We start from the raw sequence: 25,426 nt of genomic DNA on the forward strand, positions 1-25,426 counted from the left end.
CCTCAGCAAGCTATCTCGGCTTCATACATATCGCCGCCGCCCGCCTCTGGACCAATCAGTTTGTCAACAGGGCCTAGCTCTTTTGATGGCTGTATACGTGACCGGTCATTTGATCGCTTACTTGAGCAGCCAATTAGTCGAAAAAACTGTAGACCGTTTCATTAGAAAGATAAGTACTGCGATAATCGTGTCGCTAGAGAGTTCAAAGGCTAAACGAGACACTGAATTAAGGGAAATGTTCAAGAAGCAGGCCGAACGTATTAAAATAGAGAACGCTATTTTCCCCTCTGTCATCAGAGGCCTTTTTCACCTCCCGAACGCATTACACTACCTGTTAGTATATAAGACAGGTATATTCGGATACCTCGATACGAGAATTCCCCCGGATGCTTTCGACAGAGCAAAACTCCGATATACAAATTTGGTCGTGCCTGGCTCACATATTCGGAGGGATACCAAATGGTATAAATCCCTAGAGTATTATGTGATTAACAACGTTCCGGATGCTGTTCCCAGAATGTACAATTATCTCGTCATGGCCGGTCTATTCCGTAGCTTGAGCTTTCTATTTTTGTGGTCGTCTTGGCTAACAATAATCTTTCTAATTACTAACGTATTTTTCGGTACGTGGCCCCTTGGCCTCACTGAAATGGGGGTCGGGAGAGGCGCAGGATTGATCGAATGGTTTTCTCTTTCGACACTCTCGGTCTTTTCGCTTGTCGCATATCTAAAGTTTCAGCGCCGCTACACCGAAGAGGCCATTCTAGCATTGGCGTTCAACAACTCACTCAATCCGACGCGATAGGTAGGCGGGTGTCTGTTCCAATAAGCGAACTATCGCCCTGAGTAGGCTCTTTACAGAGTAAGCTGTTCCGCTAGCTTTCACGAATGAAACACCACCACATCTTCGCCGCCGCCGCGCTTTCGCTTGGCGCGATCCTGCCTGCTTCGGCGCAGGCCTGTTCGGTTGTCTCGGACTACCGCGTGCCGACCAATCTCGAACTGGTCGGCCAGTCGGAGCTAATCCTGCGCGCGCGTGTGGTCGGCGAAACTACGGGCGAGGACCAATGGGAAAGGGGCCTGCTGGTCGAACCGGTCGAGGCGCTCAAGGGAGAGATGCCTTCCGGCACCATCGAAATTTCCGGCAGCGGACTGGTCCCATCGCAGGACGAGCGCGGCTTCGGCCTTCTCAGCAATCCGTACGAACTCGAAGGCGCGCACCCGCTGAGCTATATCGGCGGATGCATCCGCTATATGTTCCCTGAAGGCACGACCGCGCTGTTCTTCCTCGAACGACGTGATGGCGACTGGGCTCCGGCGGGCGACGCCTTCTCGCGCTGGGCGGAAGACGTCATCCGTGACGATGCACCTTGGATGAAACTGACCCGCTTCTACGCGAATGTGCTGGAATCCGATCCGACGGAACGCAAGGCCCTGCTCGAGGCAGAGCGCGACCGGCTCCGCGCCCGCGAAGACGATCCCGTCGCCGCCCTGATGGCGAGCGACATCGAACGCCAGTTGGCCGGGCCGAACGAGGAATGGAATACGATCATGCGTCGCGCAATCGACGGTGAAGGCGAAATTCCGCCGGGTGCAGAATCGGAGGCCGCCGCCTCAGCCGTGGCTGATCTGATCATGGACTCTGAACAAGCCGAGGTGATGGAGGAGGAATGCGCCATCTCAGTGGAAGGCGATACCATGACCTGCGAGATGCCGATCGAGGGTGAGGCGGAGATCATGGAAGAGGAAGCCTTGCTGGCTTGCGAACTCTCGGCAGACGGGCAGTCGGTCGATTGCGGCGGCGGTGTAGAGTACTTCCGGCCTCAGAACATCGAGGACGCTGGCTCCTAGCGTTTTTGCGTCCTCGATCCTCAGCACCAGTCACGTTCTTCCGCACCCCATCCGCTGCCCTCGGCCAGTCCGGCAGCGATCATGTGGTCCGCCAGCAAGTCTTCCCCCCGCCGCGCCTCGCGTAGTTCGCGGCCATACTGGTCGCGGGGCGGCTCCGCGCCGCCGGTCCAGCTGAAGCGGCCCTGCGCCAGCCAGCCGGACAGCGCATCGCGCGCTTCCACCGCCTTCGCCCGTTCCGCCGCGCAGGCCCCGTCCATTTCCGGCGCGTCATAGCCGGTCAGGCGGACGCGGCGCTGGCCGATCGCCAGCGTGTCGCCGTCGATTACGCAGGCCGCGCTTGCGCCTTCCCCGCAAATCCCGAAGCGCATATCCACCGCGCTTACCGGCGGCGGGGGTTGCAACACGTCGCGCAGCAGCAGCCACGCGCCCGCGACCAGCAACAGCACCACTATCCACCTCGCCCCGCCACGCCTCTTGCGCGGGCGAAATCCGGCTGGTTTGAAGCGTGCGCGTCTGCCCATCCCGCACGAAATGACGCGCCCGTCGCACCGGCGCAAGCGAAAGCCGGTCCCTGCATCCATGCTGCGGGCGGACCGCCGGGCCAAACCGCGAACCGTCCTCCATTGACCTCGATGCCGCTGCGTGTATTAGTCTTGCAATACACATCGAGAGGATCGACCCAATGTTCAGTTTTGTTCTTCCCCTGCTTGCGCAGACTGCCGCCCTCGAACCGGCTCCGGCGCCGATCCCCGATCTCGAAGAGCTTCGCACAGAAATCGTCGCCAGGGATTCCGCCCTGTTCTGGGCTGCATTCGAAGATTGCGACCCGGCTGCGCTGCAAGACCTGCTGACCGAAGATTTCCGGATGCTCCACGATCTGGGGGGGCTGGCAGTGACCGACCGCGCCAATTTTATCGCCATCCTCGAAGAGCAATGCGCCGCTCGCGGTCCGGGAGGAGAGAACGAAGGCTATAGCAACCGCCGCCTGTCCGTCCCGGCTTCGCGGATCGTCCGCCCGCTCGGCGATTGGGGCGCGCTCGAAGAAGGTGCGCATATTTTCTTCGAATGGGGCGGTGCGGATCGCGGATGGGTGATGACCGGCGGCGCACGCTATATCCATGTCTGGCGCTGGATGCCCGAAGAGGGGCGGCTTCGTCTGACCGAAAGCCTGAGCTACGATCACGCCGCCGCCGCCGAATATCCGCCTGCAGGCGCGCAGGTGCCCTGAAGCGGGCAGCGCGGCCCCTCTTTCACGCCTTTCCCGTCACTTGCCTCATTCCCCGCCCGTACTGGCGCAAGGCAGGAAACCGTAACGTCATCCGTGGCTTGATCCGGTGTGGTCGGCATTTTTCCCGCGCCACATTCCTTCAAAGGAGGAACCCATGGACCAGAAGAACCAGAAACCCGGCCAGCCCCAGCAGGGCGACAAGAACCAGACCGACCGTGACCAGCAGCAGCGCCAGCAGAACGAAGGCGGCAAGCAGCAGCAGGGTGGCGGCCAGTCCGACCGGAAGCCGAACCAGAACAGGTAGGCTCATACCATAGCGCCACGCCAGTCGGCGCAATTCGGCGGCCGCTCCATATCGGGGCGGCCGCTGTCGTTCGGGGGGCGGATTTCCTACACTTGCAAAATCTGCTCCATCCTTGCCGATGACGCATTATCCGCCCCGCCAGCCGCGCTCCGGTCTCGTAACCGGCGGCGTGGCCCTGCGCGCCGGATCTTGCCGCGGCGTGGGATATGGTGCCGGGAAAGGCGCATCGGCCCGCGGACGTGCCTTCCGCGAAAGTCACAGGGTTCGATGCCGGAAGGCGCCATCGCCCGGTCCGGTTGCAGACTGCAATATACCGCAGCCGCTTCACCGCGATACGGCGGAAATCCGGCGATTCTGCGCTGTTCTGCGATCTCGTCGCGCTTCGCCGCGGCTATCAGGGAACGGGCGGCGAATGGGGAAAGTCACGGGTTCGAAAACCCGATTATGCGTTCCACAACGGCGCGGGACAGGCGGGTTTACCACCCCCAGGCGGGCGGGGGCGCTTCCACCGGATCGCTCGCATCGAACTCCACGCGGAACAGGCGGGTGGGATCGTTGCGGCGGGTCAGCTGATAGACATAGCGCGCATTGGCGGTGCCCGCCGGATCGACCTCGACGCGCCAGACATTGGTGACCGACACGTCCAGCCCCTCGCGCTCGAACATGGCGATGGAATAGGCGTCGACCGGGAAATCCTGCACCCGCGCGGTGCCGGCAGACAGCGTATCGCCGCCATATTGGGTGACCGCGTCTTCGGTGCCGTCCTCGTGCCGGTGATCGTGCTTGAGGCGGAGGCCGTCGGCAGTGCGGGTGACCAGCCAGGTGCGGCTCCGGTCCCAGCCGGAACCGTCAGCCGCTGCGACATGGAAGGCGATTGCCGTGCGCGTCTCGCTGCACTCCGCCCAATGCGCGATCATGGCGCGCCCGCGGAAATCGGCATCGCGGCTGTCGCTACTGGCCAGTTCGCCGCGATAGGCGTTCCCGCAATGGCTTTGCAGCGCGGACCAGAACGCCTCCTGCGAAGCGGGCAGCGCCGGTGCGTCGGGGGCGGAGGCGCAGCCGGTCAGGGCAAGCGCGGCGAGCAGGGGAAGGGTTCTCATATGGCCACCCTAGCGCCTTTGCCTCGCGGCGGAAGGGCCAAAGAACGGAACGGGCGCCATGGCGACTCATTGGTTGGGTAGGACACGAAGGAGAAACATCGCCATGACCGATCCCGTCCCCGACACCAAGGCTCCCAAGACCCGCTGGATGTGGGTGGGGGTCATCGCCCTGCTCGCCATCGCTTTCATCGGCTTCATTCTGTTCGGATCGCAGCAGGGCGACATCGAGAACATCCCCGATTATGCGACCACGACGCAGGAAGAGCGGCTGAACCAGGACTTGCCTCTGGCACCCAGTGATGACCTGCCCCCGGTCCGCGGCGCAGAAAGCGATAACACCGTCACAGCCGAAGGCGGCGAAGTCGAAGTGGTGGACCCGCCCGAAGCGAACGAAACGCCCGATTGACGCCAAAGGGCTTTCGCCGGTGAAAAGGTCGGGCTAACGCCTGCGCTCTCCACCATGGAATAGCGCAGGCATTTGCATTTGATGACCCAGACCGAAGCCACCGACAGGCGCGATGCCAGCGCCAAGGCGCAGACGCTGATCGAGGCGCTGCCCTATTTCCAGCGCTATGCCGGGCGCAGCTTCGTGGTGAAATACGGCGGCAACGCCATGGGCGACGATGATGCCGCGCGCGAGTTTGCGGAAGATGTCGTGCTGCTCAAGGCGGTCGGCATCAACCCGGTGGTGGTCCACGGCGGCGGCCCGCAGATCGGCGCTATGCTGGAGAAGCTGGGCGTGGAGACCCGCTTCGTCGACGGCCTGCGCGTAACCGACAAGGCGACCGCCGAAGTTGCGGAAATGGTCCTCTCGGGCGCGATCAACAAGGCGATCGTCGGCTCCATCGCCCGCGCAGGCGGCAAGGCCGTCGGGCTTTCGGGCAAGGACGGCAACCTTGTCACCGCCCGCAAGGTGGAGCGCACCACGAAGGACCCGGAAAGCAATATCGAGAAAGTGCTCGACCTCGGCTTCGTGGGCGAACCGAGCGCGATCGACACCACGATCATCGAAACCGCCACGGCGGCGGGGATGATCCCGGTCATCGCCCCGATCGGCAGCGGCGAGGACGGGCATACCTACAACATCAACGCCGATACCATGGCTGGCGCGCTCGCCGCGGCACTGGGGGCGGCGCGCCTGCTCCTGCTCACCGATGTCGACGGGGTGCTGGACAAGGAGGGCAAGCTTCTTACCGACCTCACCCCGGTAGACATCGCGAAGCTGCGCGAAGATGGCACGATCAGCGGCGGGATGATTCCCAAGCTGGAAACCTGTGTCAGCGCTGTGGAAGCGGGCTGCGAGGCTGCAGTCGTGCTCGACGGCAGGGTCCCCCACGCCATGCTGCTCGAATTCTTCACCGCACGCGGCGCGGGAACGCTGATAAGCGCGCCTTAGGGGTGGCGAGGCGTCATCCGCTCTTGTAGAGGCATGACCATCGGGACTGCATTTTTCTAGAAAACGGGGTTCGACCTAAGTGCTGATTACCCTCTACCAGATCATCGAAATGATCACGTCCATCTTCGTGATGCTGATCATCATCCAGTTTATCATCGGCCTGCTGTTCGCCTTCAACGTGGTGGGTCGCAACGAATTCCTGATGGGGTTCTACGACGCGATCAATCGCCTGCTCGAGCCGGTATTGCGGCCGATCCGCAACCTGATGCCCAACACCGGCGCGATAGACTTTTCGCCGCTGGTGGTGATCATCCTGCTGCAGATCATCCTGATCGTTCTCCGCAATATCATCATGTCCGTATGACAGCAGAGCGGATCGACGGGAAAGCTTTCGCTGCCAGCCTGCGCGAACGCGTCGGCGAACACGCCGCGCAGTTCGAGGCATCGGCGGGGCGAAAGGCCGGGCTCGCCGTGGTGCTGGTGGGCGAGGACCCGGCCAGCCAGGTCTATGTGCGCAGCAAGCACAAGGCGACCGTGGCCGCAGGCATGGAGAGCTTCGAGCATCGGCTGCCCGCTGACACGAGCGAGGAGGACCTGCTTGCGCTGGTCGATCGGCTCAATGCCGATGAAGCGGTCGACGGCATCCTCGTGCAGCTTCCCTTGCCCGACCATCTCGACGAGCAGGCGGTGATCGCCAGCATCAGCCCCGACAAGGATGTCGACGGCTTTCATGTCACGAACGCCGGGCGTCTCGCTGTCGGGCAAAGCGGTTTCGTGCCCTGCACTCCGCTGGGCTGCATGATGTTGCTGACGGAACGTCTTGGCGATCTGTCAGGCCTCGAGGCAGTGGTCATCGGCCGATCGAATATCGTCGGCAAGCCGATGGCGCAGCTTCTGCTCGACGCCAATGCTACCGTAACGATTGCGCATAGCCGGACGAAGGATCTGCCCAGCGTGGTGAAACGCGCGGACATCGTCGTCGCCGCCGTGGGCCGCGCGGAGATGGTGAAGGCCGATTGGCTGAAGGATGGCGCCACGGTGATAGATGTCGGCATCAATCGCCTCCCCCCCACCGACGGCGAGGAGAAAGGGCGTCTGGTCGGCGACGTGGACTATGCCGGAGCAAAGAGTGTGGCGGGCGCGATTACGCCAGTGCCCGGCGGTGTCGGGCCGATGACCATAGCGGTTCTGCTGCGCAACACTCTGGTTGCTGCCTATCGCAACGCCGATCTCCAGGTTCCGGACGGGCTATGATCGGCCGCGCTTTCCTGGTGGCTGCATGCGCAAGCCTGGTGGCTGGCTGCGCGGCTGGGGCACCTCGAGGACAATTTTCCCGGGTGCTTGCGAATGCTCCGGGTGCTGCCCAACCAAGCGAGATAGTGGCAAGCGAGATTGCGATGCTCCAGCGAGCCAAGGAAATCGGACAGGTCGAGGCCATGGCCGAATTCGCAGCGGATGGCGCCATGGTTCTGGCAGAGACAGGCGAGATCCCGGTATCGGACTTGCGTACGCTGCGCGATGATGGCCGTGTTGCCGCGTGGACTCCCAAGACTGTCTGGGTGAGCTGCGATGCCCGCTTCGCCGTTTCCGACGGGCGGTTCACTGCGGCGGACGGCAAGGTGGGCGACTATGTAACCACTTGGCGCGAAGACTCTTCAGGCGACTATGTCTGGGTTCATAATGCGAAAGCCCTCGATGATCCGCAGCCGGAGAATACCCCGCTTGAAGCCCCGAGAGACGACGAGATCGTGGTCGAAGCTCTGATTTCGGTGAAGGGTCATGTGACCGATTGCGAACGACCTGCCGGTTCGCCTCCACCACACGCAGCGTCGATGCGCGAAACGCTTTCGCCCGATGGCCGTCTGTCCTGGCGTTGGAGCATGTCCGGACCTCAGCGCATCTTCCGCCTTTACGCCTGGACGGAAGGTGCCTGGAAACTTGTTCTGGACAGGCAATGGCCGATGGAGGGTAGCAAGTGACCCAGCTTTTCCTGTCGGCGTTCATCACCCTGTTCGTGGTGATCGACCCTCCCGGATGTGCCCCGATCTATGCCGGACTGACCAAAGGCGCCACCTCTGCCCAGCGGCGTATCATGGCGATCCGCGCGGCGGTGATCGCAGGTGTGATCCTGCTGATCTTCGCACTGTTCGGGGAACAGTTGCTGGCGGCGCTGCACATCGAACTCGACAGCTTTCGCATCGCGGGCGGTTTGATGCTGTTCTGGATCGCCTTCGAGATGGTATTCGAGAAACGCACTCAGCGGCGCGAAGAGCGGGCCGAGAAAGTGGCCGCCACACCCGAAGTCGAGGATGTTTCCATTTTCCCGATGGCCATACCGATGCTGGCAGGACCCGGCGCCATCGCGGCCATCATGCTGCTGATGAACGAGGCCGAAGATGTGACGGGGACATTCACCGTGCTCGGAGCGCTCGCTTCGGTGCTGATAATCACCATGCTCGCATTGATGGCGGCAGGTCCGATCATGCGGCTGTTCGGGGACAAGGTGGAAGCGGCAATCACCCGCGTGCTCGGCGTACTGCTCGCAGCCCTTGCCGCTCAATATGTGATCGACGGCCTGCGTGGCAGCTTCGGGGTTTGAACCCTACTGCAGGGTAACGATCTCGTCACCATCGTCTCGCAGGGCGAAGAACTGCATCAACTGGATCATCAGTTCGCAGCGCTCCGACAGCGTTTTCGCTTCGATCAGCGCCTGCTTGGCGGCAGAATCGAACGGGGCGATTTGCGCGACGCCGTTGATCAGTGTCTCGTCATCGAGGCGCTCGACCGAATCCCAGTCCACCGAATAGCCTTGCATCGCGGCGAAACGCTTGGCCTCGAATTCGAACCCCGCCCGTTCTACGCTGGCGAGTACTTCGTCCTTCGGGTCTTCGATCAACTCCGCTTCGATCTGCCGGAATGCGGTGGTGACATCGAGTTCGCGCACCATTTTGAAACGCGATACGCCTTCGAGAACAATGTTGTAGCGTCCGTCTTCGAGCGCTTCGACATCGCCGATGCGACCGACGCAGCCGATTTCGTAAAGGGGCGAGCCCTCCGAATTTCGCTGGGGCTGGATCATCCCGATCAGCCGGTCCTTGGCAAGTGCGCTGCCGACCAGTTCGCGGTAGCGCGGCTCGAAGATATGCAGCGGCAATTGCAGCGCCGGGAACAGTATCGCCCCGGGCAGGGGAAAGATGGACAGGCGGACGCTCAAACCGGCCTCATCCGAACAGCAGCTTGGACAGCCGCCGCCGGGTTGCCACGACCCATGGATCTTCGAGACCTACGGCGTTGAAAATGTCGATCAGCTTGGTCCGTGCCGCGCCTTCGTTCCACTCGCGGTCGGTTTCGATCATCGCGAGCAATTCGTCGGCGGCGGCATCGCGCTCGCCTGCAGCGAAAGCAGCCTCGGCATAGGCCAGGCGCGCATCCATATCGGAAGGATCGGATTGCGCTTTCTCGCGCAGGGCGGCGAGTTCGTCGTCATCGACCTTGTTGCCCGCAAGTTCCAGTGCCGCCTTGGCGTTCTCGACCTGCGGATCTTTCGCCAATGCAGGGTTGGCCTCGACAGCGGCGAGCGCCGCCTTCGCTTCCTCGACCCGATCGGCCAGCGCGAGTGCGCGGATGAGGCCCGCATGCGCGGCGGCATTGTCGGGCGCCATTTCGGCAACCTGCGCAAAGATACCCGCGGCGCGCGCGGCATCGCCTTCGGACAGTACCTGCTCGCCCATCGCGACGAACTGGTCTACTTGCTGCGCGGCCTGTGCCTGCTGACTGTCTGCGTCGCCTCCATCGATCGGGAGCTGCGACAGGATCTGGTCGAGGGTCTGCTTCAGCTGCGATTCGCTGCGGGCATTCGTGAGGTCAGCAACCGGCTGCCCCTGGAACATGGCATACACTGTCGGGATCGACTGGACCTGAAACTGTGCGGCGATGAACTGTTCCTTGTCGACATCGACCTTCACCAGCACAACGCCCTTGTCGGCATATTCGCCCGCGACCTTTTCCAGCATCGGGGCAAGCGCCTTGCACGGGCCGCACCACTCCGCATAAAAATCGAGGATGACGAGCTTTGTCGTCGATGGTTCGACAACATCCTGCTTGAACTTCTCGACAGCCTTCTGCTCGTCGATGCTCAATCCCATGCTCGCCACGTAAACCGCCTTTCTGCGCGTTGAAATCCAGGCTGCCCATGTGGGCCTTTCTCCGCCAATGTGAAGGGCCGGAGTGTCGCTCGCAACCCTCATGCGAAAACCGCACTTTTTTGCTTGCGGGACTCACAAGCCGTTGCTAGTTGCGCGCCTCCCCACCGGACCACGCGGTTCGGCGAGCGTCAGTGAGCGGGCGTAGCTCAGGGGTAGAGCACAACCTTGCCAAGGTTGGGGTCGGGCGTTCGAATCGCCTCGCCCGCTCCATTTTCTCCTATCGACAAGAGATGTCCGGCTTACTGTGCGAAGTCGTTCGTCGCGCTAATTTGCATTTTATCGCGGCAATGGTTGCGTTCCGACTTCGCGTCGCTATGAAGCGCGTTATGTTGTATCACACCGTTTCGCTTCGCCGTGGCCTTGCCACTTCCATTTCCCTGATCGCACTGACCCAAGCTGCGCCGACGATTGCACAGGATGCCCCCGCGCAAGACGAGGCCGAGGTCACCAGCGCAGAAGACGATCTGCACAATCGCCGCATTGCTGCCGACGGTACGATCATCGTCAGTGCCGAAGCCTTGCGCGAGTTCGATCTTCTCGCCGGCACCGACGTGATCGAAGGCGAAGAGCTCGATGCCAATATGGACGGCCAGCTGGGCGAAGTCCTGACCAGCATTCCCGGCGTTACGGCAACCGGTTTCGCACCGGGCGCTTCCCGCCCGATCCTGCGCGGCTTCTCGGGCGAACGGGTCAAGGTCCTCGTCGACGGTATCGGCGCGATCGACGTATCGAATACCTCCGCCGACCATGCGGTTTCGATCGACCCGCTAACGGCGGAAAGCATCGAGGTACTTCGCGGCCCGGCAGTGCTTCTCTATGGCAGCCAGGCCATCGGCGGTGCCGTTAACGTCATCGACAAACGAATCCCGCGCCGGATTCCAGCTGAAGACTTCCACCTCGATGCCCTGGTCCGCGCCGATACGGTGAAGGATTTACGCGAAGGCGGTGCCTCGCTCGATGTCCCGCTAGGTGGCGGCTTCGTGGTTCATGCCGATGGGCTTTATCGCCAGACCGATGATCTCGAGGTCCCCGGTTTCGTGCTGTCCAAAGATCTTCGCGCCGACCTGCTCGCCGATGCTGCCGAAGAGGAAGACGAGGGGCATCTCGAGGAGGCGGGAGAGCTTCGCGAGGTGGCCAACGCCAGCGACACGCTGTTCAACAGCGGTACGGAAACCTGGTCGGCCAACGGTGGCCTCGCATTTTTCCGGAACGATTCGAGCCTCGGCGTTTCCGTGGGGGTCTATGATACCTTTTACGGTGTCCCCATCCTGCCCGGCGCCCACCATCACCACGAGGAAGAAGGCGAGGAAGGCCATGAAGGTGAGGACCACTCCGAAGAGGAGGAAGAAGCTCCCGAAACGGTCAGCATCGGACTGCGCCAGTACCGCGCAGACCTGCGCGGCGACATCGTGCTGGGCGACGGTATCTTCGAGCGCCTCAAGATCCGTGCCGGATATTCCGATTACACGCATACCGAATTCGAGGGCGATGAAGTCGGCACCGTATTCGACGTGCAGGGCATCGAGGCCAGGGCCGAACTGCTCCAGAATCAGGACGGCATCCTGCGCGGGTCGATCGGGACCCAATACTACTTCCGCGATTTCGCCGCCGAAGGTGCGGAAGCCTATGTCGCGCCGAACCGGACCGAACAGATTTCATTCTTCACCCTGCAGGAATACGGCAACGGCCCGCTCCAGCTAGAAGGGGCACTGCGCTACGAGATGACCGACGTGGACTCCGTCCCGCTCGGCATCGAACGCGATTTCGACAGCGTCTCCGGCGCGGTCGGTCTGGCCTATCAGGCAACGCCGAGCTTCCGTACCGGTGTGAACCTCTCGCGAGTGGCCCGCGCTCCAAGTGCGGAAGAGCTGTTCTCCGAAGGGCCGCATATCGCGACGCAGCAGTTCGAGATCGGCGATCCCGACCTCGGCATGGAAAAAGCCTGGGGTGTCGAACTATTTGCGCGTGGCAGCCTTGGCCCTGTCGACCTTTCAGTGGCCGCCTACCGGTCATGGTTCGACGATTACATCTACCTCAGCGAAACCGGCCTGGAAGAAGACGGTCTTCCGGTGTTCGAATACCTCCAGCAGGATGCGACCTATACCGGCGTCGAAGGCCAGATTGCCTGGACCTTTATCGACACCCCCGGCTTCGACCTCACCGCCGACTTGCGCGGCGAGTATATCGATGCCGAACTGGATAACGGCTTCAACGTGCCGCGCATTCCGCCGCTAGGCCTGACGGGCGCGCTGGAAGCGGATACCGGAAACCTCACGCTGCGCGGCGAGGTCGAATGGTTCGACGATCAGAACGATGTCGCGCCGTTCGAGACGGCAACCGAAGGATTCACCTTCGTCAATGCATCGGCCACATGGCGTCCGCTGGCGAGCGACCCCGCCCTTGCGGTGATCCTGAAGGCCGAGAACATGTTCGATGAGGAAGGCAGGCGCCATTCCAGCTTCACGAAGGATTTCGTCCCGCTCCCCGGCCGCAACATCAGCGTCGCGGTGCGCATGAGCCTGTAACTGTGAGAGGGGGGCGCCGCCCCCCTTCTCTATTCTTCGATCTCGAAGGTGAGATGCGCGTGTTCGCGCAGCCTTTCGACCAGTTCCTCCCCCAGAAACGATCCCGGTGTTCCTACCCCGTCTTCGGCCTTGCTCTGCAATAGTGCCATGCCGGTTTCGCCGAGCATGCGACTGGTCGAACCGTATCCCGGATCGAACTTGCCCTTCACCGCATATCTGATCTGCTTTCCATCGGGCCACTCGCCGATGAACAGCACGTCATAGAACCCGTTCTCGCGCTCTTCCTGTGTCGGCCCTTCACCCGGCTTCGGCGGTTTGGCACCGAAGGGGTTCTTCATTAATTCGACCATCGCGTTGGCGGCGGCCTTGCCTGCATCCCCCGGGCTGGTCAGCACCATCTCGTCATAACGAAAATCCTTTCCGTAGGGGTGGCCGCGGAGGAAATTGGTGCGGTGGACGTTTTTGGTGTTGATCGGCGCCATGACGAAGGGAGCCGCCCATTTGCCAGTGTCTTCCTCATAGTGCGGCACCATGCCCGAGGGCTGCTCCGGCCCTTCAAATCCGGGCGTGAGCGCAAACGGATCGCGTAGTGCGCTAATGACCTTCGGATCCTTCATCGCGGCCTTCATAGTCGCACCGAGGCTGGCTGCGGTCCCGCCGGAAAAGGTGCCTTTCATCGTGCGAACCCGGCCCTTTACGCGGGGCGCCGGAGAACCGTGGCGCGCGGCTGCCTCTTTCTGAAGCATCAGTACGCCGAGGTCGAAGGGGATCGAATCGAAGCCTGATGAAAAGCAGATCCTGGCTCCGCTGGCCCTGGCGGCTTCGTGATGCTGGACGATCTTCTCCGCCATCCAGGCCGGTTCGCCGCAGAGATCGGCATAGTCGGTCCCGGTCTTCACGCAGGATTCGACCAGCGCATTGCCATAAAGCTGGTAGGGGCCGACCGTCGAGAGGACCACCCGGGTACGTCGGCACATGGCTTCGAGACTGGCCGGATCGTCGGCATCGGCGACGATCATGCGAGTGGTCGAAGGCGCGCCGATTTCTTCGCGTACCGCGGTGAGCTTGTCTTCGCTGCGACCGGCCATCGCCCATTTCGGGCCATGATCGCTATTGCCGTATTCGCGCACGAAATGTTCGGCGACGAGGCGGCCCGTGTAACCGGTCGCGCCATATACGATGATATCGAATTCGCGGCTGTTTTCATGGTTGGCATCGGTCATGCAATCTCTCCTTCGGACGAGGTGATGCGCCGTGAAACCGCGGGAGTCAAAGCCGCTACGTCATGAGCGCTTGCGAGGCCGGGAGCAGTGGCGAAGTGTTGACGGTGGACGTTCTTTTCAGACCCGTGACCTTTCGCGGTTTTCGCGCATAATCAGGGGCTTGAGTGTCAGCTTGGCGCAGCGGGTGTGACCTTTGCAGATGGACGGCTCGGTCATCGACTGGGATGGGGAGCATAGGAATGCGAGGCATGGGCTTCACCGCCGGTTGGCAAAAGCCGATGCGATAGCGCCTTGGCGACCTGTAGGAAAACGGCCGGTCCATCGCTGGCAGAAGACACAGCGGCGGAGGCGCTTACAGCCTTGGCAGCGTCACTCCGCGCTGGCCCATATATTTGCCTGCGCGGTCGGCATAGGTCACTTCGGGCCGCTCGTTACCCTGCAGGAACAGGAACTGGCACGCACCCTCATTGGCGTAGATTTTCGCAGGCAATGGCGTCGTGTTCGAGAATTCGAGCGTCACATGGCCTTCCCAGCCCGGCTCCAGCGGCGTCACGTTCACGATAATGCCGCAGCGGGCATAGGTGCTCTTGCCGAGGCAGATGACCAGTACATCTTCCGGCACGCGGAAATATTCGACTGTCCGGGCGAGCGCGAAACTGTTGGGCGGGATTACGCAGACATCGGTCTGGCGATCGACGAAGCTGGTTGCGGCGAAATCCTTCGGATCGACCACGGCATTATCGACATTGGTGAAGATCTTGAACTCGTCCGCCACCCGTGCGTCGTAGCCATAGGAAGACAGGCCATAGCTGATGGTCCCGTCACGCCGCTGGCTTTCGACGAAGGGTTCGATCATGTCGCGTGTCGTGGCCGCTTCGCGGATCCATTTGTCGGAAAGAATCGCCATGCACCTGTGATTCCGCAAAGCAGCGCATGCATCAAGCGGAGGCGGGATTTAATCCCCCTCCTAAGCGGCGTGGAGCTTACCGGTCCCCCGAGCACCGCCGTCCTTCGCGTCGAGACCATCAAAGATCGCATCGACGATATGGGCCAGCTTGTCCTCGGAAAGACGGTCTCCGATCATCGCGATGAGATAGGGCTGTATATAGCTGAGCACCATCTGGTTGATGACCGACCGGGCATAGTCGACGTCCATCCCGGCGAGGTGGCCGTCCGCCTGCGCTTCGGCGATCAGTTCGCACAGATAGTGGTCGCCGAGATCGATATAGCTCTGCGCATATTCGAAATACCGCTCACCCATTTCGACATAGAGGCGGAAGGTGGCGGGATCGTCCTGGAAATTCTTGCGCAGCAGCGTGAAGCGGCGCGCGAAGAATTCGTACATCTTGCGGCGCGGCGGAAGATTGCTCCCCATCACAGCGTCCATCACCGCGATCTTGGGTGCAAACCATTCGGCGGTGATCGCTTCGAACAAATCGCCTTCCTCGGGAAAGATAGCTTCCACCCGCGCGCGTGCCATCTTGAGCTCGGCCGCGAGCCGCGCACGCGTAACTTCCTCGCCCGTGCGTTCGAGAAGCTGCATTGCCTCAAGGGCAAAGCGCCTCCGCTGCTGATCGATATCCTTCTCGCCCACCTGTCCCGGCTCCATTGGAAGCGTGTTCGTGCCCATTTAGAGGATCAGGAGCGGGGTTAAACCCCCGTGCATCGAATCAATCGGTATTCTTTGGAGGCATCGGGACGAAGGCCGAGGTCCGGCGCTTGTATTCCTCGTAACCGGGGCGCGAATGCTTCATTCCCTTTTCCAGCAGGGCCGCGCCAGACCACTTGATCAGCGTGAAGGTAAGGAAGATCGGACCCGCCACGGTCCACAGGGCGACTTCCCAGCTGATGCCGGAAGCGACCAACCAGATACCCCACCAGGCGCAGGCATCGCCGAAGTAATTGGGGTGGCGGGTGTAACGCCACAGCCCCCTGTCCATCACCAGGTCCTTGTTCGCAGGGTTCGCCTTGAACCGGGCGAGTTGCCAGTCGCCCACCCATTCGAAGAAGATGCCGACCAGATAGAGCACCGTGCCGACGATGGCCAAAACTGTCAGGCGGTTTTCTCCCCCTGCGGCGAGGATCCCAGCCTGCGCCGGTGAGCTTACGAGAAACAGCAGGACGGCCTGCCCCAGCCAGATCTTGGTCAGCGTGGTCGAAGCGAACCGGCCCTCTTCACGCGCTTTCCTGAGCATACGGGCATAGCGCTTGTCTTCGCCCTCCGCGCGCCACCTGCGGAAGAGATAGATGCCGAGCCTGAGTCCCCACGCCGCGGTCATTCCTAGAAGCAGGTGAGCGAGTAGTCCCCGTTGTTCGAGCTGCAGCCAGCTTGTGAGCGCCATCAGCGCCATGCCTGCGCCCCAGTAGGAATCGATGAACGAGACATCGCCGATCTTCACGGAAACGAGCCAAAGCATCAGCGTGACGCCCACCAGAATCGCAGCGTTGACGAGGAGGGCGTCGATCATTTCTTCATCTCTCCCACGGTCTGGGTGCTCTTTTCGAGTGCGACGAAGCGATCGCAATCGGGCCGCTTTTCACGATAGAAGGCGGCAATCTTCGCCAGGTCGGCGCGGTAATCGCCGGTCGGCATGATCGGCTCGCCCATGCCCCCAACCAGTTTCGCATTGTCGACCCATGCGGGCACGATGGGCACGCCTGCGGCCATGGCGATGTGGTAGAAACCGCTGCGCCAGTCGCCCTTGAAGGTGCGCGAACCTTCGGGCGCGATCACCAGTGCTAGGTCATCCGCCGCGGCGAATGCGGCCGCGACCTGTTCGACATAATTCGCCCGCCTGCTGCGATCGATCGGGATGCCCCCCATGTCTAGCATGAAGTCGGTCATCGGCCATTTGAACAGGCTGCTCTTGCCCATGAAGCTCGGGCGGATGCCGAGTTCGTGCGTGGCGCCGATGAAGAAAATGAAGTCCCAGTTGGAGGTATGCGGTGCACCGAGGATTATGAATTTGCGCGCCTCGGGCCGCCGCCCGTCGATGCGCCACCCCTTCCAGCGATACAGCAAGATCAGCAGTCGCCGAACGAGACGGCTCAGCAGCGATGGCTTGCGATTCGTGGCGCTCGGCATTCTCTCTCCTCCCGTCCGGTTAGCAGGTCCGGGCGGGAAAGCGAGAGGAACTGCGGCGTCAGACCCGGTCGCGCTCCGCCAATGACGGGTCGATGCTGGGCCTTGTGGGTGCGCCGGTGCCGGATTCCAGCGGGTCATCCACACCGTTCCCGTCGCGGTCGGCCACTTCGCTGGTCAGTTCGCCATAGAGCGCTTCATAGTGATTGATGGCGCGGCGCAATTCCTCGGTCGTGGCATCGCTCGACCGGTCGGCGATTTCGTGCCCGGCGAGGTAGTGTTTGGCCACGTCGCCGTGATCGACGGTGAGATCGGCATGGCGCTTCTCGAAATCGGCCATCGGATATCCGCGGAGATTCATGATGTCGGTGAGCAGGCGATCCGCCCGGCTGACGGCTTCCATCGGACTGTCGACGAACAGCGCCTTGGTATCCTTCCATTCCCCGGCAAAGCGATCACGCTCTTCCGACGTAAGGGGCCGGATTTCGAGCTTCTTGACCCGTTCCTCGCGCTCGATCAGATCGGATTCGGCCTTGCGCCGACCACCCTTGGCTTCGAGCGTGCGATCATATTCCTCGCCATATCGGTCGCGCAATTCCCTGGTGCGGTTGCGCTGGATGAAAAGCCACGCAAGCAATGCCCCCACCACGAGGACGATGAGCACGATGGCAATGGTGACTTCCTGGCCTTCCATGGGCATTCTCCTGTTCGCGGCCCAACCCCCACGGGCATGAAAGAGGAATGTCTGAAAGGCCTGTGAAGTTCCTCGCTTACATCCTGAACACGCCGAATTGCGGGCGTTCCGCGATTGGGGCTTCCAGTGTCGCAGCAAAGGCGAGGCCCAGGACATCGCGCGTCTGGACCGGGTCGATCACGCCGTCGTCCCACAGGCGGGCGGTGGCGTAATAGGGATTGCCTTCGTCTTCGTATTTCTGGCGGATAGGGGCCTTGAATTCCTCCGCCTGCTCATCGCTCCAGCTGTCGGCATCGCGGTGGACGGTGGCGAGTACGGAGGCCGCCTGCTCGCCGCCCATCACGCTGATCCGCGCATTGGGCCAGGTGAACAGGAAGCGGGGCGAGTAGGCGCGCCCGCACATGCCGTAATTGCCCGCGCCGAAGCTGCCGCCGATGACGACGGTGACCTTGGGCACGGTCGCGGTGGCGACTGCGGTGACCAGCTTGGCGCCGTGCTTGGCGATGCCTTCCGCCTCGTATTTGCCGCCAACCATAAAGCCGGAAATGTTCTGGAGGAACAGCAGCGGAATGCGGCGCTGGCAGGCAAGCTCGATGAAATGCGCGCCCTTTTGTGCGCTTTCGGAGAACAGCACACCGTTGTTGGCGAGGATCGCCACCGGCATGCCCCATATGTGGGCAAAGCCGCAGACCAGCGTGCTGCCGTAATGCTGCTTGAACTCGTGAAACTCGCTGCCGTCGACAAGGCGGGCGATTACTTCGTGCACGTCATAGGGTGCGCGGACGTCTTCGGGCACGATGGCGTAGAGGTCTTCACCGTCGAATTTCGGCGGGCGCGGTTCGCGCAGTGCGATGCCTTGGGCCGCGGCGTGGTTTTCGCCCAGATGGCTGACGATATCGCGCACGATGGTGAGCGCGTGCTCGTCGTTCTCGGCCAAGTGATCGACCACGCCAGATTTCTTCGCATGCAGATCGCCGCCTCCGAGGTCCTCGGCGCTGATTTCCTCGCCCGTAGCGGCCTTCACCAGCGGCGGGCCGGCAAGGAAAATGGTGCCCTGGTTGCGTACGATGACCGTCTCGTCGGACATGGCGGGCACATAGGCGCCGCCCGCTGTGCAGCTGCCCATGACGCAGGCGATCTGCGGGATGCCGAGCGCCGACATGTTCGCCTGGTTGAAGAAGATGCGCCCGAAATGGTCGCGGTCGGGGAAGACCTCGGCCTGATGCGGCAGGTTCGCCCCGCCGCTGTCGACGAGATAGATGCACGGCAGGCGGTTTTCCTGCGCGATTTCCTGCGCACGCAGGTGCTTCTTGACCGTCATCGGGTAATAGGTGCCGCCCTTCACGGTGGCATCGTTGCACACGATCATCACCTGCCGGCCCGACACGCGCCCGATCCCGGCGATCAGTCCCGCTCCGTTGATCTCGTCCTTGCCATACATGCCATTGGCGGCGAGCTGGCCGATTTCGAGGAAAGGACTACCCGGATCGAGCAGGCGCTCGACACGCTCACGCGGGAGCAGCTTGCCCCGCCCCACATGGCGCTCGCGGCTGCCTTCCGAACCACCCAGCGCGGCGGCGGCAACGGTAGTGCGCAAATCGGCGGCCAGCGACTTGTTATGCTCGAAACGTGCCTTGGCGTCGGGCGCCTCGCGGTCGAGCGTGGATGTGAGAACGGGTGCGGTCATCCCGCCGCCCCGATCAGTTCACGCCCGATAAGCATACGCCGGATCTCGTTGGTGCCCGCGCCGATATCGAGCAGCTTGGCATCGCGCATGTAGCGTTCGACCGGCCAGTCGAGCGTGTAGCCTGCCCCGCCCAGCGCCTGGACGCTCTCGGCCGCCACGCGGAAAGCGTTCTCGCTCGCCAGCAGGATCGCACCTGCCGCGTCGAAACGCGTGGTTTTCTCAGCGTCGCAGCTCTTGGCGACGGCATAGGTGTAGGCGCGCGCCGATTGCAGCGCGACATACATGTCGGCCACCTTGGCCTGCATCAGCTGGAAAGACCCGATCGGCTTGCCGAACTGGGTGCGTTCGCGAAGGTAGGGAATGACCGTGTCGAGGCAGGCCTGCATCACGCCGAGCTGCAATCCGGCGAGCACCACGCGCTCGTAATCGAGCCCGCTCATCAGCACGCCCACGCCGCCGTTTTCGGGACCCATCACGTTCTCGTCCGGCACGAAGCAATCGTCGAACACCAGCTCCGACGTCGGCGAGCCGCGCATGCCCACCTTCTCGATCTTCTGGCCGATGGAAAAGCCCTCGAACTCCTTCTCGATCAGGAAAGTGGTGATGCCGCGGCTGGCGGCCTCGGGCGCGGTCTTGGCGTAGACCACCAGCGTATCGGCATAGGGCGCATTGGTGATCCAGAACTTGGTGCCGTTGAGTACGTAGCCGCCTTCGACTTTCTCGGCCTTGGCCTTCATCGAAACGACGTCGGAACCGGCGCTCGCTTCGCTCATCGCTAGGCTGCCGACATGTTCGCCGCTGATGAGCTTGGGCAGGTATTTCGCCTTCTGTTCGGCATTGCCCCAGCGGGCAATCTGGTTGACGCAGAGGTTGGAATGCGCGCCGTAGCTGAGGCCGACCGATGCACTCGCGCGGCTCACTTCCTCGACCGCGATCACATGCTCGAGATAGCCGAGGCCCAGTCCGCCGTCCGCTTCCGGAACGGTGATGCCATGAAGGCCCAGCTCGCCCATCTGCTGCCAGAGTTCGTCACGCGGAAACCAGTCTTCGCGGTCGACCTTCTCGGCCAGCGGCGCGATCTGTTCATCGGCGAAGCGGCCGACACTCTCGCGGATCATGTCGGCACTTTCGCCGAGCTGGAAATCGAAATCGGGGGTAGCGCGCAAAATCGTCTCTCCTTGGCGGACGGCAATCGGTCCTGCATTTTCTACGCCGCCCGATAGCCGAGCGTGATGAAGGGCGCAAATCTCTGAATCGGCGCCCGAAAGAAGGTTGGCCAAGCGCTCCCTCTTCGATAGGTAAAACCGTTGTATCTCTGCTATTTATCGCCTATTGCAGCGTGCGCAGATGGACATGTTCACTTCCGAAGAGACTCTCTGGCCCCAGGGCAACGCACCTGCTCCGCCATTTTGCGACGAGGGCGAGCGTTTGAACGTGCTTGCAGCCTTTGGCACACAAGGGCTCCTCGGCGATCCCGAACTTAAGCAGCTCGTTACCTTTGCGGCTGCGCTTTGCCAGACTCCGGTCTCCACAGTCACCGTGGTCGAAGAGACGCGGCAGCGCTTTCTCGCCCAGGTCGGTCTCGAAGTCAGTGAAACACCGCGCTCCACGAGCTTTTGCGCCCATGCGATGCTGCAAACGCAGCCGATGATAGTGAGCGATGCCACGCAGGACGAACGCTTTGCGGACAACCCGTTGGTTACCGGTGAACCGAACATCCGGTTCTACGCCGGTTTCCCGCTCGTGTCCGAAGAAGGCGCTCCGCTGGGCGCGCTGTGCGTGATCGATACCGAACCGCGGCCGGAAGGACTTACCGAACTCCAGCATCAGGGAATGACGGTACTGGCGGCCGCCGTAATGCGTCGCTTCGGCCAGAGGCGGGCGAGCGAGGCAGCAAGGAGCGAAATCGCCTTGCGCGAAGCGCGGCTTCGCCGGATGATCGATTCCGTCCCCGGCATCGCCTGGCGCGCCGACGACAAGGGCAATTTCGCCTATATCAATGCGCGCTGGAAGGAGCTGACCGGGCTCGAACCGCCGACCACGACCGCCGGGTGGCAGGGAGCGATCCATCCCGATGATTGGGAATCGACGCTGGCCAAGTTTGAAGCCGCGGTCGGGGCGGGCGAACTGTTCGAGGACGAATGGCGCCTCCGCCTGGCGGACGGGTCCTATCGCTGGGTCCAGTCCCGTGCTGTACCTGTGGTGGAAGAGGGGCAGGCGATCAGCTGGTTCGGTACCGTCTTCGATATCGACAAGTCCCATCGCATGATGGAATCGCAGGATCTCCTGGCACGCGAGCTCTCGCATCGGATCAAGAATATCTTCGCCGTGGTTTCCGGCCTGATCGCCATTCGTTCGCGAGGGCGTGAAGAGGTGGCGGATTTTGCCGCTGAGCTGACCGATGCCATCCGCGCTCTGGGAACGGCACATGACTATGTCAGGCCGATGAGCGATAGGCGCGGAGAAACGCTCTCGGGGCTATTGACCGACTTGCTCGCTCCCTATGACACCAAGGGCGGCGAGCGTTTCTCGATCAAGGGGCCCGGCGTGAAGATAGGTGCGCGTGCAGCGACACCGCTCGCGCTGATCTTCCACGAACTCGCCACCAATTCGGCCAAGTACGGTGCACTATCCTGTAAGGAAGGTCATGTTGCCGTGACTGTGACCGAAGCCGAGGGCCAGATCCGCGTCGACTGGGAAGAACGGGCTTCGCCCTGTAAAACCGCGCCGAAAAAAGACAGCGAAGGCTTCGGGTCGCGGCTGTTGAGGATGGCGATCGAAGGACAATTGGGAGGGCGGTTCACACGCTCTTATTCCGACGACGGGCTCGATGTAGAGATTTCGGTCCCGGTCTCGTCGCTGAGCGACTGACACTCGCCAATCCGCATTCCTTTTCCTATGCTTCGCCCCATTCGACCGGATGGAGGGAAGTTTGCGGGGTTTTTTCAGGATTTCGACTATCATGGCGCTGGGTCTGGGCGCTTGCACGCCGCCTGAGGACGAGCCAGTCTCTCAGGACGATACCGCGCTCGAAATGTCTGGAGAAGAAGCAGACGGCGAATCTGCTCCGGAGGGCTTCGCCGAGACGGCATGGCGCGTCACTTCCGAAGACGGCGCGCGCTACGCCACCTTTTTCGACGCCGGGGGGCGCTATCGCGACTTGCGTAACGGCGACCCCTGGCAGGAGGGGGAATGGACCTATTCGGACGGCCCCAACGGCAAACAGATATGCCTGAGACCAGATGGCGAAAATAGTGTTGAAACCTGCTGGCAGCCGGGCAGCGTGAATGACGACAGGATGGTTGCTACCGGGCAGGGAGACCGCCGGATCGAACTGACGCGCATAACCTATCGGGCACCGGATCCGAGCGAAGGTGACGAAGAAGAGTGAGGGGCTCGAAAGGCCCCGCGCTCGCATTCGAGAACGTCGCGAAATCCTATGGAGAAACGCAGGCCGTTCAGAGTGTTTCTCTGCAAATCGAGCCGGGCCAGTTCGTTGCGCTTGTCGGGGCAAGCGGTTCGGGCAAGTCGACCCTGCTCAAGACCGTCAACCGGCTGGTAGACCCCAGCGCGGGACGCGTGCTGTTCGAGGGCGAGGATGTTGCCGGTCTCCCGCTGGCCGCCCTGCGCCGCCGGATCGGATATGTCTTCCAGTCGATCGGGCTGTTCCCGCATATGACGGTCGCCGAGAATATCGGTATCGGGCCGAGGCTGGCTGGCCAGAAAATCGACACTTCGCGCGTTGCAGAGCTGCTCGAGCTGGTGGAACTGGAAGCAGAGATGGCCCGGCGAATGCCCGAGGAGCTTTCGGGCGGGCAGCGTCAACGCGTCGGCGTGGCGCGTGCGCTGGCCGGAGATCCGCACTTGCTGCTAATGGACGAACCCTTCGGCGCACTGGACTCTGTCACGCGCGACGCGCTCGGCGAGCGGGTACGCGGGCTTCACAAGGAATTCGGCCTGACGAGCGTCATGGTCACGCACGACATGGCCGAAGCCTTGCTGCTGGCCGATCGCGTGCTGGTGATGGATGAGGGGCAAATCGTCGCGGACGAGCATCCGCAGGCGCTGGTAGGCGGTGGAGGCGGTGAGATAGCGCAGGCGCTTGTCGCGGTGCCCCGGCACCAGGCCGAACGGCTGGCGGAGCTGTCGCGGTGAACGGGGTGTGGAGCGCCTTGATGGGTCTTGGCGACCAGCTGGCCGCCCATGTCTTGCTGTCAGCCGCTGCCATCGCACTGGGGATCGTGGTCGCGCTGCCCTTGGCTATCTGGGCGAGCCGGTCGGAGAAAGTGGCCCGCATTTCGCTTGCCTTCGCCAGCCTCGTCCAGACTATTCCGGCCCTGGCCTTGCTTGCGCTGTTTTTCCCGATCCTGCTGTCGCTGCGATCGGTGTTAGGAGAAGGACTGCCGACGCTGGGTTTCCTTCCAGCTCTGCTCGCCCTGGCGCTCTATGCCCTGCTGCCGATCCTGCGCAATGCCGTGACCGCACAGGCCAATCTCGATCCGGGCGTCATCGAAGCGGCGCATGGGGTCGGAATGGGCTTCCGCCAGCGCCTGTGGCTGGTCGAGGCACCCTTGTCCGCCCCCTATATCATGGCAGGTATTCGTACGGCAGCGGTCTGGACCATCGGGGCTGCAACGCTTGCGACGACTATCGGACAGAAAAGCCTGGGCGATCCGATTTTCGCCGGGCTGCAGACGCAGAACTGGGCGCTGGTCCTTGCTGGCTGCATCGCCAGCGCAGGTCTGGCGCTGTTGGCAGACACCATTCTCGGAACGATCGAACGCGGGTTTCGCGATCGGCGGCGAAGCCTCTGGCTCGGGGGTCTCGTGGCTGTGGCACTGGGCATTGGCGCGGCGCTGTTCGCACAATTCGGCAGCGGCGAGGATGAAGATGCGGTCGTGATCGGGGCCAAGGGTTTCTCCGAGCAATATATCCTGGCGCGTCTCATAGGGCAGCGGCTGGAGGAGGAAGGGTTTGCCGTCGAATATCGCGACGGGCTGGGTTCGGCTGTGGCGCATAGTGCAGCGGCGAGCGGCGAAGTCGATATCTATGTCGACTATACGGGCACGATCTGGGCCAACCAGATGAACCGCGAAGACAATCTCCCGCGTGAGGAGATGTACCGGCAGATTACCGAGTGGGAGACGGCAAACACCGGAATGCATGTGTTGGGGCGGCTGGGCTTCGAGAATGCCTATGGCCTCGCCGTGACGCGCGAACGTGCGCGAACCTACGGGTTGGGTTCGATCGAGGATCTGGCACGGGTCGCGCCGCAGCTTACAGTTGGCGGCGATCCGGAATTCTTCGAACGGCCCGAATGGATCGCAGTTCGCGACGCCTATGGTCTGCGCTTCGCCGCACGCCGCAACTTTTCACCCACTTTCATGTATAACGCGCTCCGGTCGGGAGAAGCGGATGTGATCGGGGCCTATACCTCCGATGGGCGAATCGAGGCGGACAATCTTACCATCCTCGACGATCCGCGCGGGGCATTTCCGAACTACGACGCGGTGCTCCTGCTTAGCCCATCTGCGGGGAGCAATGAGGGAATCATTGCCGCGCTCGAACCCCTGATCGGTGCCATAGATGTCGGTGCCATGCGCGAGGCCAACTATTCCGTCGACCGCGAGGAAGACAAACTGTCCTTCGAAGAAGCGGCGCGGCAGTTGGCGGAGCGAGCCGGATTGTAGATCAGCGCGTGCGTTTCCAGGTCTGGGTCTGGCAAAAGGGACCGAGACAGCCTTTCACTTCAAGCGTGGCCGAATTCTTCCTGCGGATGATCGAGCGATAGGTCTTGCCGCTTTTCGGATCGTAGATTTCGCCGCGCCATTCGTCGCCATCCTCGATGAAACCTGTCAGTACAGGCATACCTAGGAGCTTGCGGTTGCGGAGCTTGGGATTGCGATTGTTGACGTCGCGCTGGTCCGCGCCTTGCGGCGGTGTAACGAGGAATTTCGTGATCCGCCCGCAAAGACGCTCTCCGCAATCGCCGATAGTGATCACTGCGTCGCCTTCGGCGGTCATCCATTTGCCTTCGACCGGCTGCGCGGCGAGCAAGGGTGAGGCTGTGACCAGGGCGGCAAAGGCAAGGAGGTTCTTCATGGAATTCCTTCGATCTGCTTGTCGCGGAA

27 protein-coding genes and 1 tRNA gene are annotated in these 25,426 nt (G+C 62.1%); 15 read left to right on the plus strand and 13 right to left on the minus strand.

All coding sequences use genetic code 11. The annotated features are described in order from the left end of the window. Positions 1-888 precede the first annotated feature (888 nt). Positions 889-1,851, plus strand: a complete 963-nt coding sequence (locus tag K3180_RS10290; RefSeq protein ID WP_221540593.1) for a hypothetical protein — start codon at positions 889-891, stop codon at positions 1,849-1,851. 20 nt (positions 1,852-1,871) lie between these two features. Here the strand turns inward: K3180_RS10290 and K3180_RS10295 are convergent, their stop codons facing one another. After that, complete coding sequence (locus tag K3180_RS10295; RefSeq protein WP_221540595.1) at positions 1,872-2,372, minus strand: thermonuclease family protein; 501 nt, start codon at positions 2,370-2,372, stop codon at positions 1,872-1,874. A 161-nt stretch (positions 2,373-2,533) separates the two neighbouring features. On the opposite strand from K3180_RS10295, the gene K3180_RS10300 reads away from it, so the two are divergent. Both K3180_RS10300 and K3180_RS10305 read left to right on the plus strand, forming a co-directional pair. Continuing rightward, positions 2,534-3,079: a nuclear transport factor 2 family protein gene (locus K3180_RS10300; protein WP_221540596.1), complete on the plus strand. Its 546-nt coding sequence runs from the start codon at positions 2,534-2,536 to the stop codon at positions 3,077-3,079. Positions 3,080-3,233: 154 nt separating this feature from the next. Further along, positions 3,234-3,383: a hypothetical protein gene (locus K3180_RS10305; RefSeq protein ID WP_221540597.1), complete on the plus strand. Its 150-nt coding sequence runs from the start codon at positions 3,234-3,236 to the stop codon at positions 3,381-3,383. Between the two features lie 476 nt (positions 3,384-3,859). On the opposite strand, the gene K3180_RS10310 is transcribed toward K3180_RS10305, so the two are convergent. Then, on the minus strand, positions 3,860-4,483 hold the full coding sequence (locus tag K3180_RS10310; protein ID WP_221540599.1) for a hypothetical protein: 624 nt from the start codon (positions 4,481-4,483) through the stop codon (positions 3,860-3,862). Between the two features lie 103 nt (positions 4,484-4,586). On the opposite strand from K3180_RS10310, the gene K3180_RS10315 reads away from it, so the two are divergent. The 6 genes from K3180_RS10315 to K3180_RS10340 all read left to right on the plus strand — a co-directional run bounded on the left by K3180_RS10315 (position 4,587) and on the right by K3180_RS10340 (position 8,478). Next, positions 4,587-4,889 (plus strand): hypothetical protein, encoded by a 303-nt coding sequence (locus K3180_RS10315; RefSeq protein WP_221540601.1) that lies wholly within the window; start codon positions 4,587-4,589, stop codon positions 4,887-4,889. An 81-nt stretch (positions 4,890-4,970) separates the two neighbouring features. Further along, positions 4,971-5,879, plus strand: a complete 909-nt coding sequence (argB, locus tag K3180_RS10320; protein WP_221540603.1) for an acetylglutamate kinase — start codon at positions 4,971-4,973, stop codon at positions 5,877-5,879. Positions 5,880-5,958: 79 nt separating this feature from the next. Next, positions 5,959-6,243: a YggT family protein gene (locus tag K3180_RS10325; protein ID WP_337191073.1), complete on the plus strand. Its 285-nt coding sequence runs from the start codon at positions 5,959-5,961 to the stop codon at positions 6,241-6,243. Further along, the gene (gene folD, locus K3180_RS10330) at positions 6,240-7,133 is read left to right on the plus strand and encodes a bifunctional methylenetetrahydrofolate dehydrogenase/methenyltetrahydrofolate cyclohydrolase FolD (RefSeq protein WP_221540605.1); all 894 of its coding nucleotides are present in this window, start codon (positions 6,240-6,242) and stop codon (positions 7,131-7,133) included. The genes K3180_RS10325 and folD overlap by 4 nt, the downstream gene beginning before the upstream one ends. A gap of 125 nt (positions 7,134-7,258) precedes the next feature. Further along, positions 7,259-7,858, plus strand: a complete 600-nt coding sequence (locus tag K3180_RS10335) for a hypothetical protein (RefSeq protein WP_221540607.1) — start codon at positions 7,259-7,261, stop codon at positions 7,856-7,858. After that, entirely contained in the window at positions 7,855-8,478 is a 624-nt protein-coding gene (locus K3180_RS10340; protein WP_221540610.1) for a MarC family protein, read from the plus strand. The genes K3180_RS10335 and K3180_RS10340 overlap by 4 nt, the downstream gene beginning before the upstream one ends. A gap of 3 nt (positions 8,479-8,481) precedes the next feature. Here the strand turns inward: K3180_RS10340 and K3180_RS10345 are convergent, their stop codons facing one another. Beyond that, the gene (locus K3180_RS10345) at positions 8,482-9,093 is read right to left on the minus strand and encodes an LON peptidase substrate-binding domain-containing protein (RefSeq protein WP_221540613.1); all 612 of its coding nucleotides are present in this window, start codon (positions 9,091-9,093) and stop codon (positions 8,482-8,484) included. A gap of 7 nt (positions 9,094-9,100) precedes the next feature. Next, positions 9,101-10,024: a tetratricopeptide repeat protein gene (locus tag K3180_RS10350; protein ID WP_221540735.1), complete on the minus strand. Its 924-nt coding sequence runs from the start codon at positions 10,022-10,024 to the stop codon at positions 9,101-9,103. 195 nt (positions 10,025-10,219) lie between these two features. Here K3180_RS10350 and K3180_RS10355 point away from each other — a divergent pair. Together K3180_RS10355 and K3180_RS10360 are read left to right on the plus strand one after the other, a co-directional pair. After that, positions 10,220-10,294, plus strand: a tRNA-Gly gene (locus K3180_RS10355). 104 nt (positions 10,295-10,398) lie between these two features. Further along, the gene (locus K3180_RS10360; RefSeq protein WP_247710488.1) at positions 10,399-12,609 is read left to right on the plus strand and encodes a TonB-dependent receptor; all 2,211 of its coding nucleotides are present in this window, start codon (positions 10,399-10,401) and stop codon (positions 12,607-12,609) included. Between the two features lie 29 nt (positions 12,610-12,638). Here K3180_RS10360 and K3180_RS10365 read toward each other — a convergent pair whose 3' ends face one another. The 8 genes from K3180_RS10365 to K3180_RS10400 all read right to left on the minus strand — a co-directional run bounded on the left by K3180_RS10365 (position 12,639) and on the right by K3180_RS10400 (position 20,461). Continuing rightward, on the minus strand, positions 12,639-13,832 hold the full coding sequence (locus K3180_RS10365) for a saccharopine dehydrogenase family protein (RefSeq protein ID WP_221540614.1): 1,194 nt from the start codon (positions 13,830-13,832) through the stop codon (positions 12,639-12,641). Between the two features lie 352 nt (positions 13,833-14,184). Then, complete coding sequence (gene dcd, locus K3180_RS10370; RefSeq protein ID WP_221540616.1) at positions 14,185-14,739, minus strand: dCTP deaminase; 555 nt, start codon at positions 14,737-14,739, stop codon at positions 14,185-14,187. 60 nt (positions 14,740-14,799) lie between these two features. After that, positions 14,800-15,462 (minus strand): hypothetical protein, encoded by a 663-nt coding sequence (locus K3180_RS10375; RefSeq protein ID WP_221540617.1) that lies wholly within the window; start codon positions 15,460-15,462, stop codon positions 14,800-14,802. A gap of 40 nt (positions 15,463-15,502) precedes the next feature. Then, entirely contained in the window at positions 15,503-16,300 is a 798-nt protein-coding gene (locus K3180_RS10380) for a DUF1295 domain-containing protein (protein WP_221540619.1), read from the minus strand. Continuing rightward, positions 16,297-16,917: a 1-acyl-sn-glycerol-3-phosphate acyltransferase gene (locus tag K3180_RS10385; protein WP_221540620.1), complete on the minus strand. Its 621-nt coding sequence runs from the start codon at positions 16,915-16,917 to the stop codon at positions 16,297-16,299. The genes K3180_RS10380 and K3180_RS10385 overlap by 4 nt, the downstream gene beginning before the upstream one ends. A gap of 58 nt (positions 16,918-16,975) precedes the next feature. Continuing rightward, the gene (locus tag K3180_RS10390) at positions 16,976-17,608 is read right to left on the minus strand and encodes a hypothetical protein (protein WP_221540622.1); all 633 of its coding nucleotides are present in this window, start codon (positions 17,606-17,608) and stop codon (positions 16,976-16,978) included. Between the two features lie 76 nt (positions 17,609-17,684). Beyond that, a complete protein-coding gene (locus K3180_RS10395; RefSeq protein ID WP_221540625.1) occupies positions 17,685-19,295 on the minus strand; it encodes a carboxyl transferase domain-containing protein in 1,611 nt (536 codons plus the stop codon). Beyond that, complete coding sequence (locus K3180_RS10400) at positions 19,292-20,461, minus strand: isovaleryl-CoA dehydrogenase (protein WP_282098559.1); 1,170 nt, start codon at positions 20,459-20,461, stop codon at positions 19,292-19,294. Before K3180_RS10400 ends, K3180_RS10395 begins: the two co-directional genes overlap by 4 nt. A 181-nt stretch (positions 20,462-20,642) precedes the next feature. On the opposite strand from K3180_RS10400, the gene K3180_RS10405 reads away from it, so the two are divergent. The 4 genes from K3180_RS10405 (at position 20,643) to K3180_RS10420 (ending at position 24,985) form a co-directional block, all read left to right on the plus strand. Beyond that, positions 20,643-22,166: a sensor histidine kinase gene (locus K3180_RS10405; protein WP_247710489.1), complete on the plus strand. Its 1,524-nt coding sequence runs from the start codon at positions 20,643-20,645 to the stop codon at positions 22,164-22,166. A 91-nt stretch (positions 22,167-22,257) separates the two neighbouring features. Continuing rightward, positions 22,258-22,686, plus strand: coding sequence for a hypothetical protein (locus K3180_RS10410; protein WP_221540627.1), 429 nt, complete (start codon positions 22,258-22,260; stop codon positions 22,684-22,686). Then, positions 22,683-23,450 (plus strand): ATP-binding cassette domain-containing protein, encoded by a 768-nt coding sequence (locus K3180_RS10415; RefSeq protein WP_221540628.1) that lies wholly within the window; start codon positions 22,683-22,685, stop codon positions 23,448-23,450. The genes K3180_RS10410 and K3180_RS10415 overlap by 4 nt, the downstream gene beginning before the upstream one ends. Further along, on the plus strand, positions 23,447-24,985 hold the full coding sequence (locus K3180_RS10420) for an ABC transporter permease/substrate-binding protein (protein ID WP_221540630.1): 1,539 nt from the start codon (positions 23,447-23,449) through the stop codon (positions 24,983-24,985). The genes K3180_RS10415 and K3180_RS10420 overlap by 4 nt, the downstream gene beginning before the upstream one ends. Before the next feature lies 1 nt (position 24,986). Here K3180_RS10420 and K3180_RS10425 read toward each other — a convergent pair whose 3' ends face one another. Then, entirely contained in the window at positions 24,987-25,397 is a 411-nt protein-coding gene (locus K3180_RS10425) for a DUF2147 domain-containing protein (RefSeq protein WP_221540632.1), read from the minus strand. Positions 25,398-25,426: the final 29 nt, after the last annotated feature.

The sequence above is a fragment of the Qipengyuania huizhouensis genome (assembly GCF_019711635.1).
GTDB classification, from domain to species: Bacteria; Pseudomonadota; Alphaproteobacteria; order Sphingomonadales; family Sphingomonadaceae; genus Qipengyuania; species Qipengyuania huizhouensis.

Coding starts and splice junctions, on each gene's coding strand:
- K3180_RS10310 (WP_221540599.1), bottom strand. CDS start 4,483: ATGAGAACCCTTCCCCTGCTCGCCGCGCTTGCCCTGACCGGCTGCGCC.
- folD (WP_221540605.1), top strand. CDS start 6,240: ATGACAGCAGAGCGGATCGACGGGAAAGCTTTCGCTGCCAGCCTGCGC.
- K3180_RS10305 (WP_221540597.1), top strand. CDS start 3,234: ATGGACCAGAAGAACCAGAAACCCGGCCAGCCCCAGCAGGGCGACAAG.
- K3180_RS10395 (WP_221540625.1), bottom strand. CDS start 19,295: ATGACCGCACCCGTTCTCACATCCACGCTCGACCGCGAGGCGCCCGAC.
- K3180_RS10385 (WP_221540620.1), bottom strand. CDS start 16,917: ATGCCGAGCGCCACGAATCGCAAGCCATCGCTGCTGAGCCGTCTCGTT.
- K3180_RS10375 (WP_221540617.1), bottom strand. CDS start 15,462: ATGGGCACGAACACGCTTCCAATGGAGCCGGGACAGGTGGGCGAGAAG.
- argB (WP_221540603.1), top strand. CDS start 4,971: ATGACCCAGACCGAAGCCACCGACAGGCGCGATGCCAGCGCCAAGGCG.
- K3180_RS10410 (WP_221540627.1), top strand. CDS start 22,258: ATGGCGCTGGGTCTGGGCGCTTGCACGCCGCCTGAGGACGAGCCAGTC.
- K3180_RS10350 (WP_221540735.1), bottom strand. CDS start 10,024: ATGGGATTGAGCATCGACGAGCAGAAGGCTGTCGAGAAGTTCAAGCAG.
- K3180_RS10290 (WP_221540593.1), top strand. CDS start 889: ATGAAACACCACCACATCTTCGCCGCCGCCGCGCTTTCGCTTGGCGCG.
- K3180_RS10405 (WP_247710489.1), top strand. CDS start 20,643: ATGGACATGTTCACTTCCGAAGAGACTCTCTGGCCCCAGGGCAACGCA.
- K3180_RS10380 (WP_221540619.1), bottom strand. CDS start 16,300: ATGATCGACGCCCTCCTCGTCAACGCTGCGATTCTGGTGGGCGTCACG.
- K3180_RS10425 (WP_221540632.1), bottom strand. CDS start 25,397: ATGAAGAACCTCCTTGCCTTTGCCGCCCTGGTCACAGCCTCACCCTTG.
- K3180_RS10315 (WP_221540601.1), top strand. CDS start 4,587: ATGACCGATCCCGTCCCCGACACCAAGGCTCCCAAGACCCGCTGGATG.
- K3180_RS10295 (WP_221540595.1), bottom strand. CDS start 2,372: ATGGGCAGACGCGCACGCTTCAAACCAGCCGGATTTCGCCCGCGCAAG.
- K3180_RS10390 (WP_221540622.1), bottom strand. CDS start 17,608: ATGGAAGGCCAGGAAGTCACCATTGCCATCGTGCTCATCGTCCTCGTG.
- K3180_RS10300 (WP_221540596.1), top strand. CDS start 2,534: ATGTTCAGTTTTGTTCTTCCCCTGCTTGCGCAGACTGCCGCCCTCGAA.
- K3180_RS10365 (WP_221540614.1), bottom strand. CDS start 13,832: ATGACCGATGCCAACCATGAAAACAGCCGCGAATTCGATATCATCGTA.
- K3180_RS10360 (WP_247710488.1), top strand. CDS start 10,399: ATGAAGCGCGTTATGTTGTATCACACCGTTTCGCTTCGCCGTGGCCTT.
- dcd (WP_221540616.1), bottom strand. CDS start 14,739: ATGGCGATTCTTTCCGACAAATGGATCCGCGAAGCGGCCACGACACGC.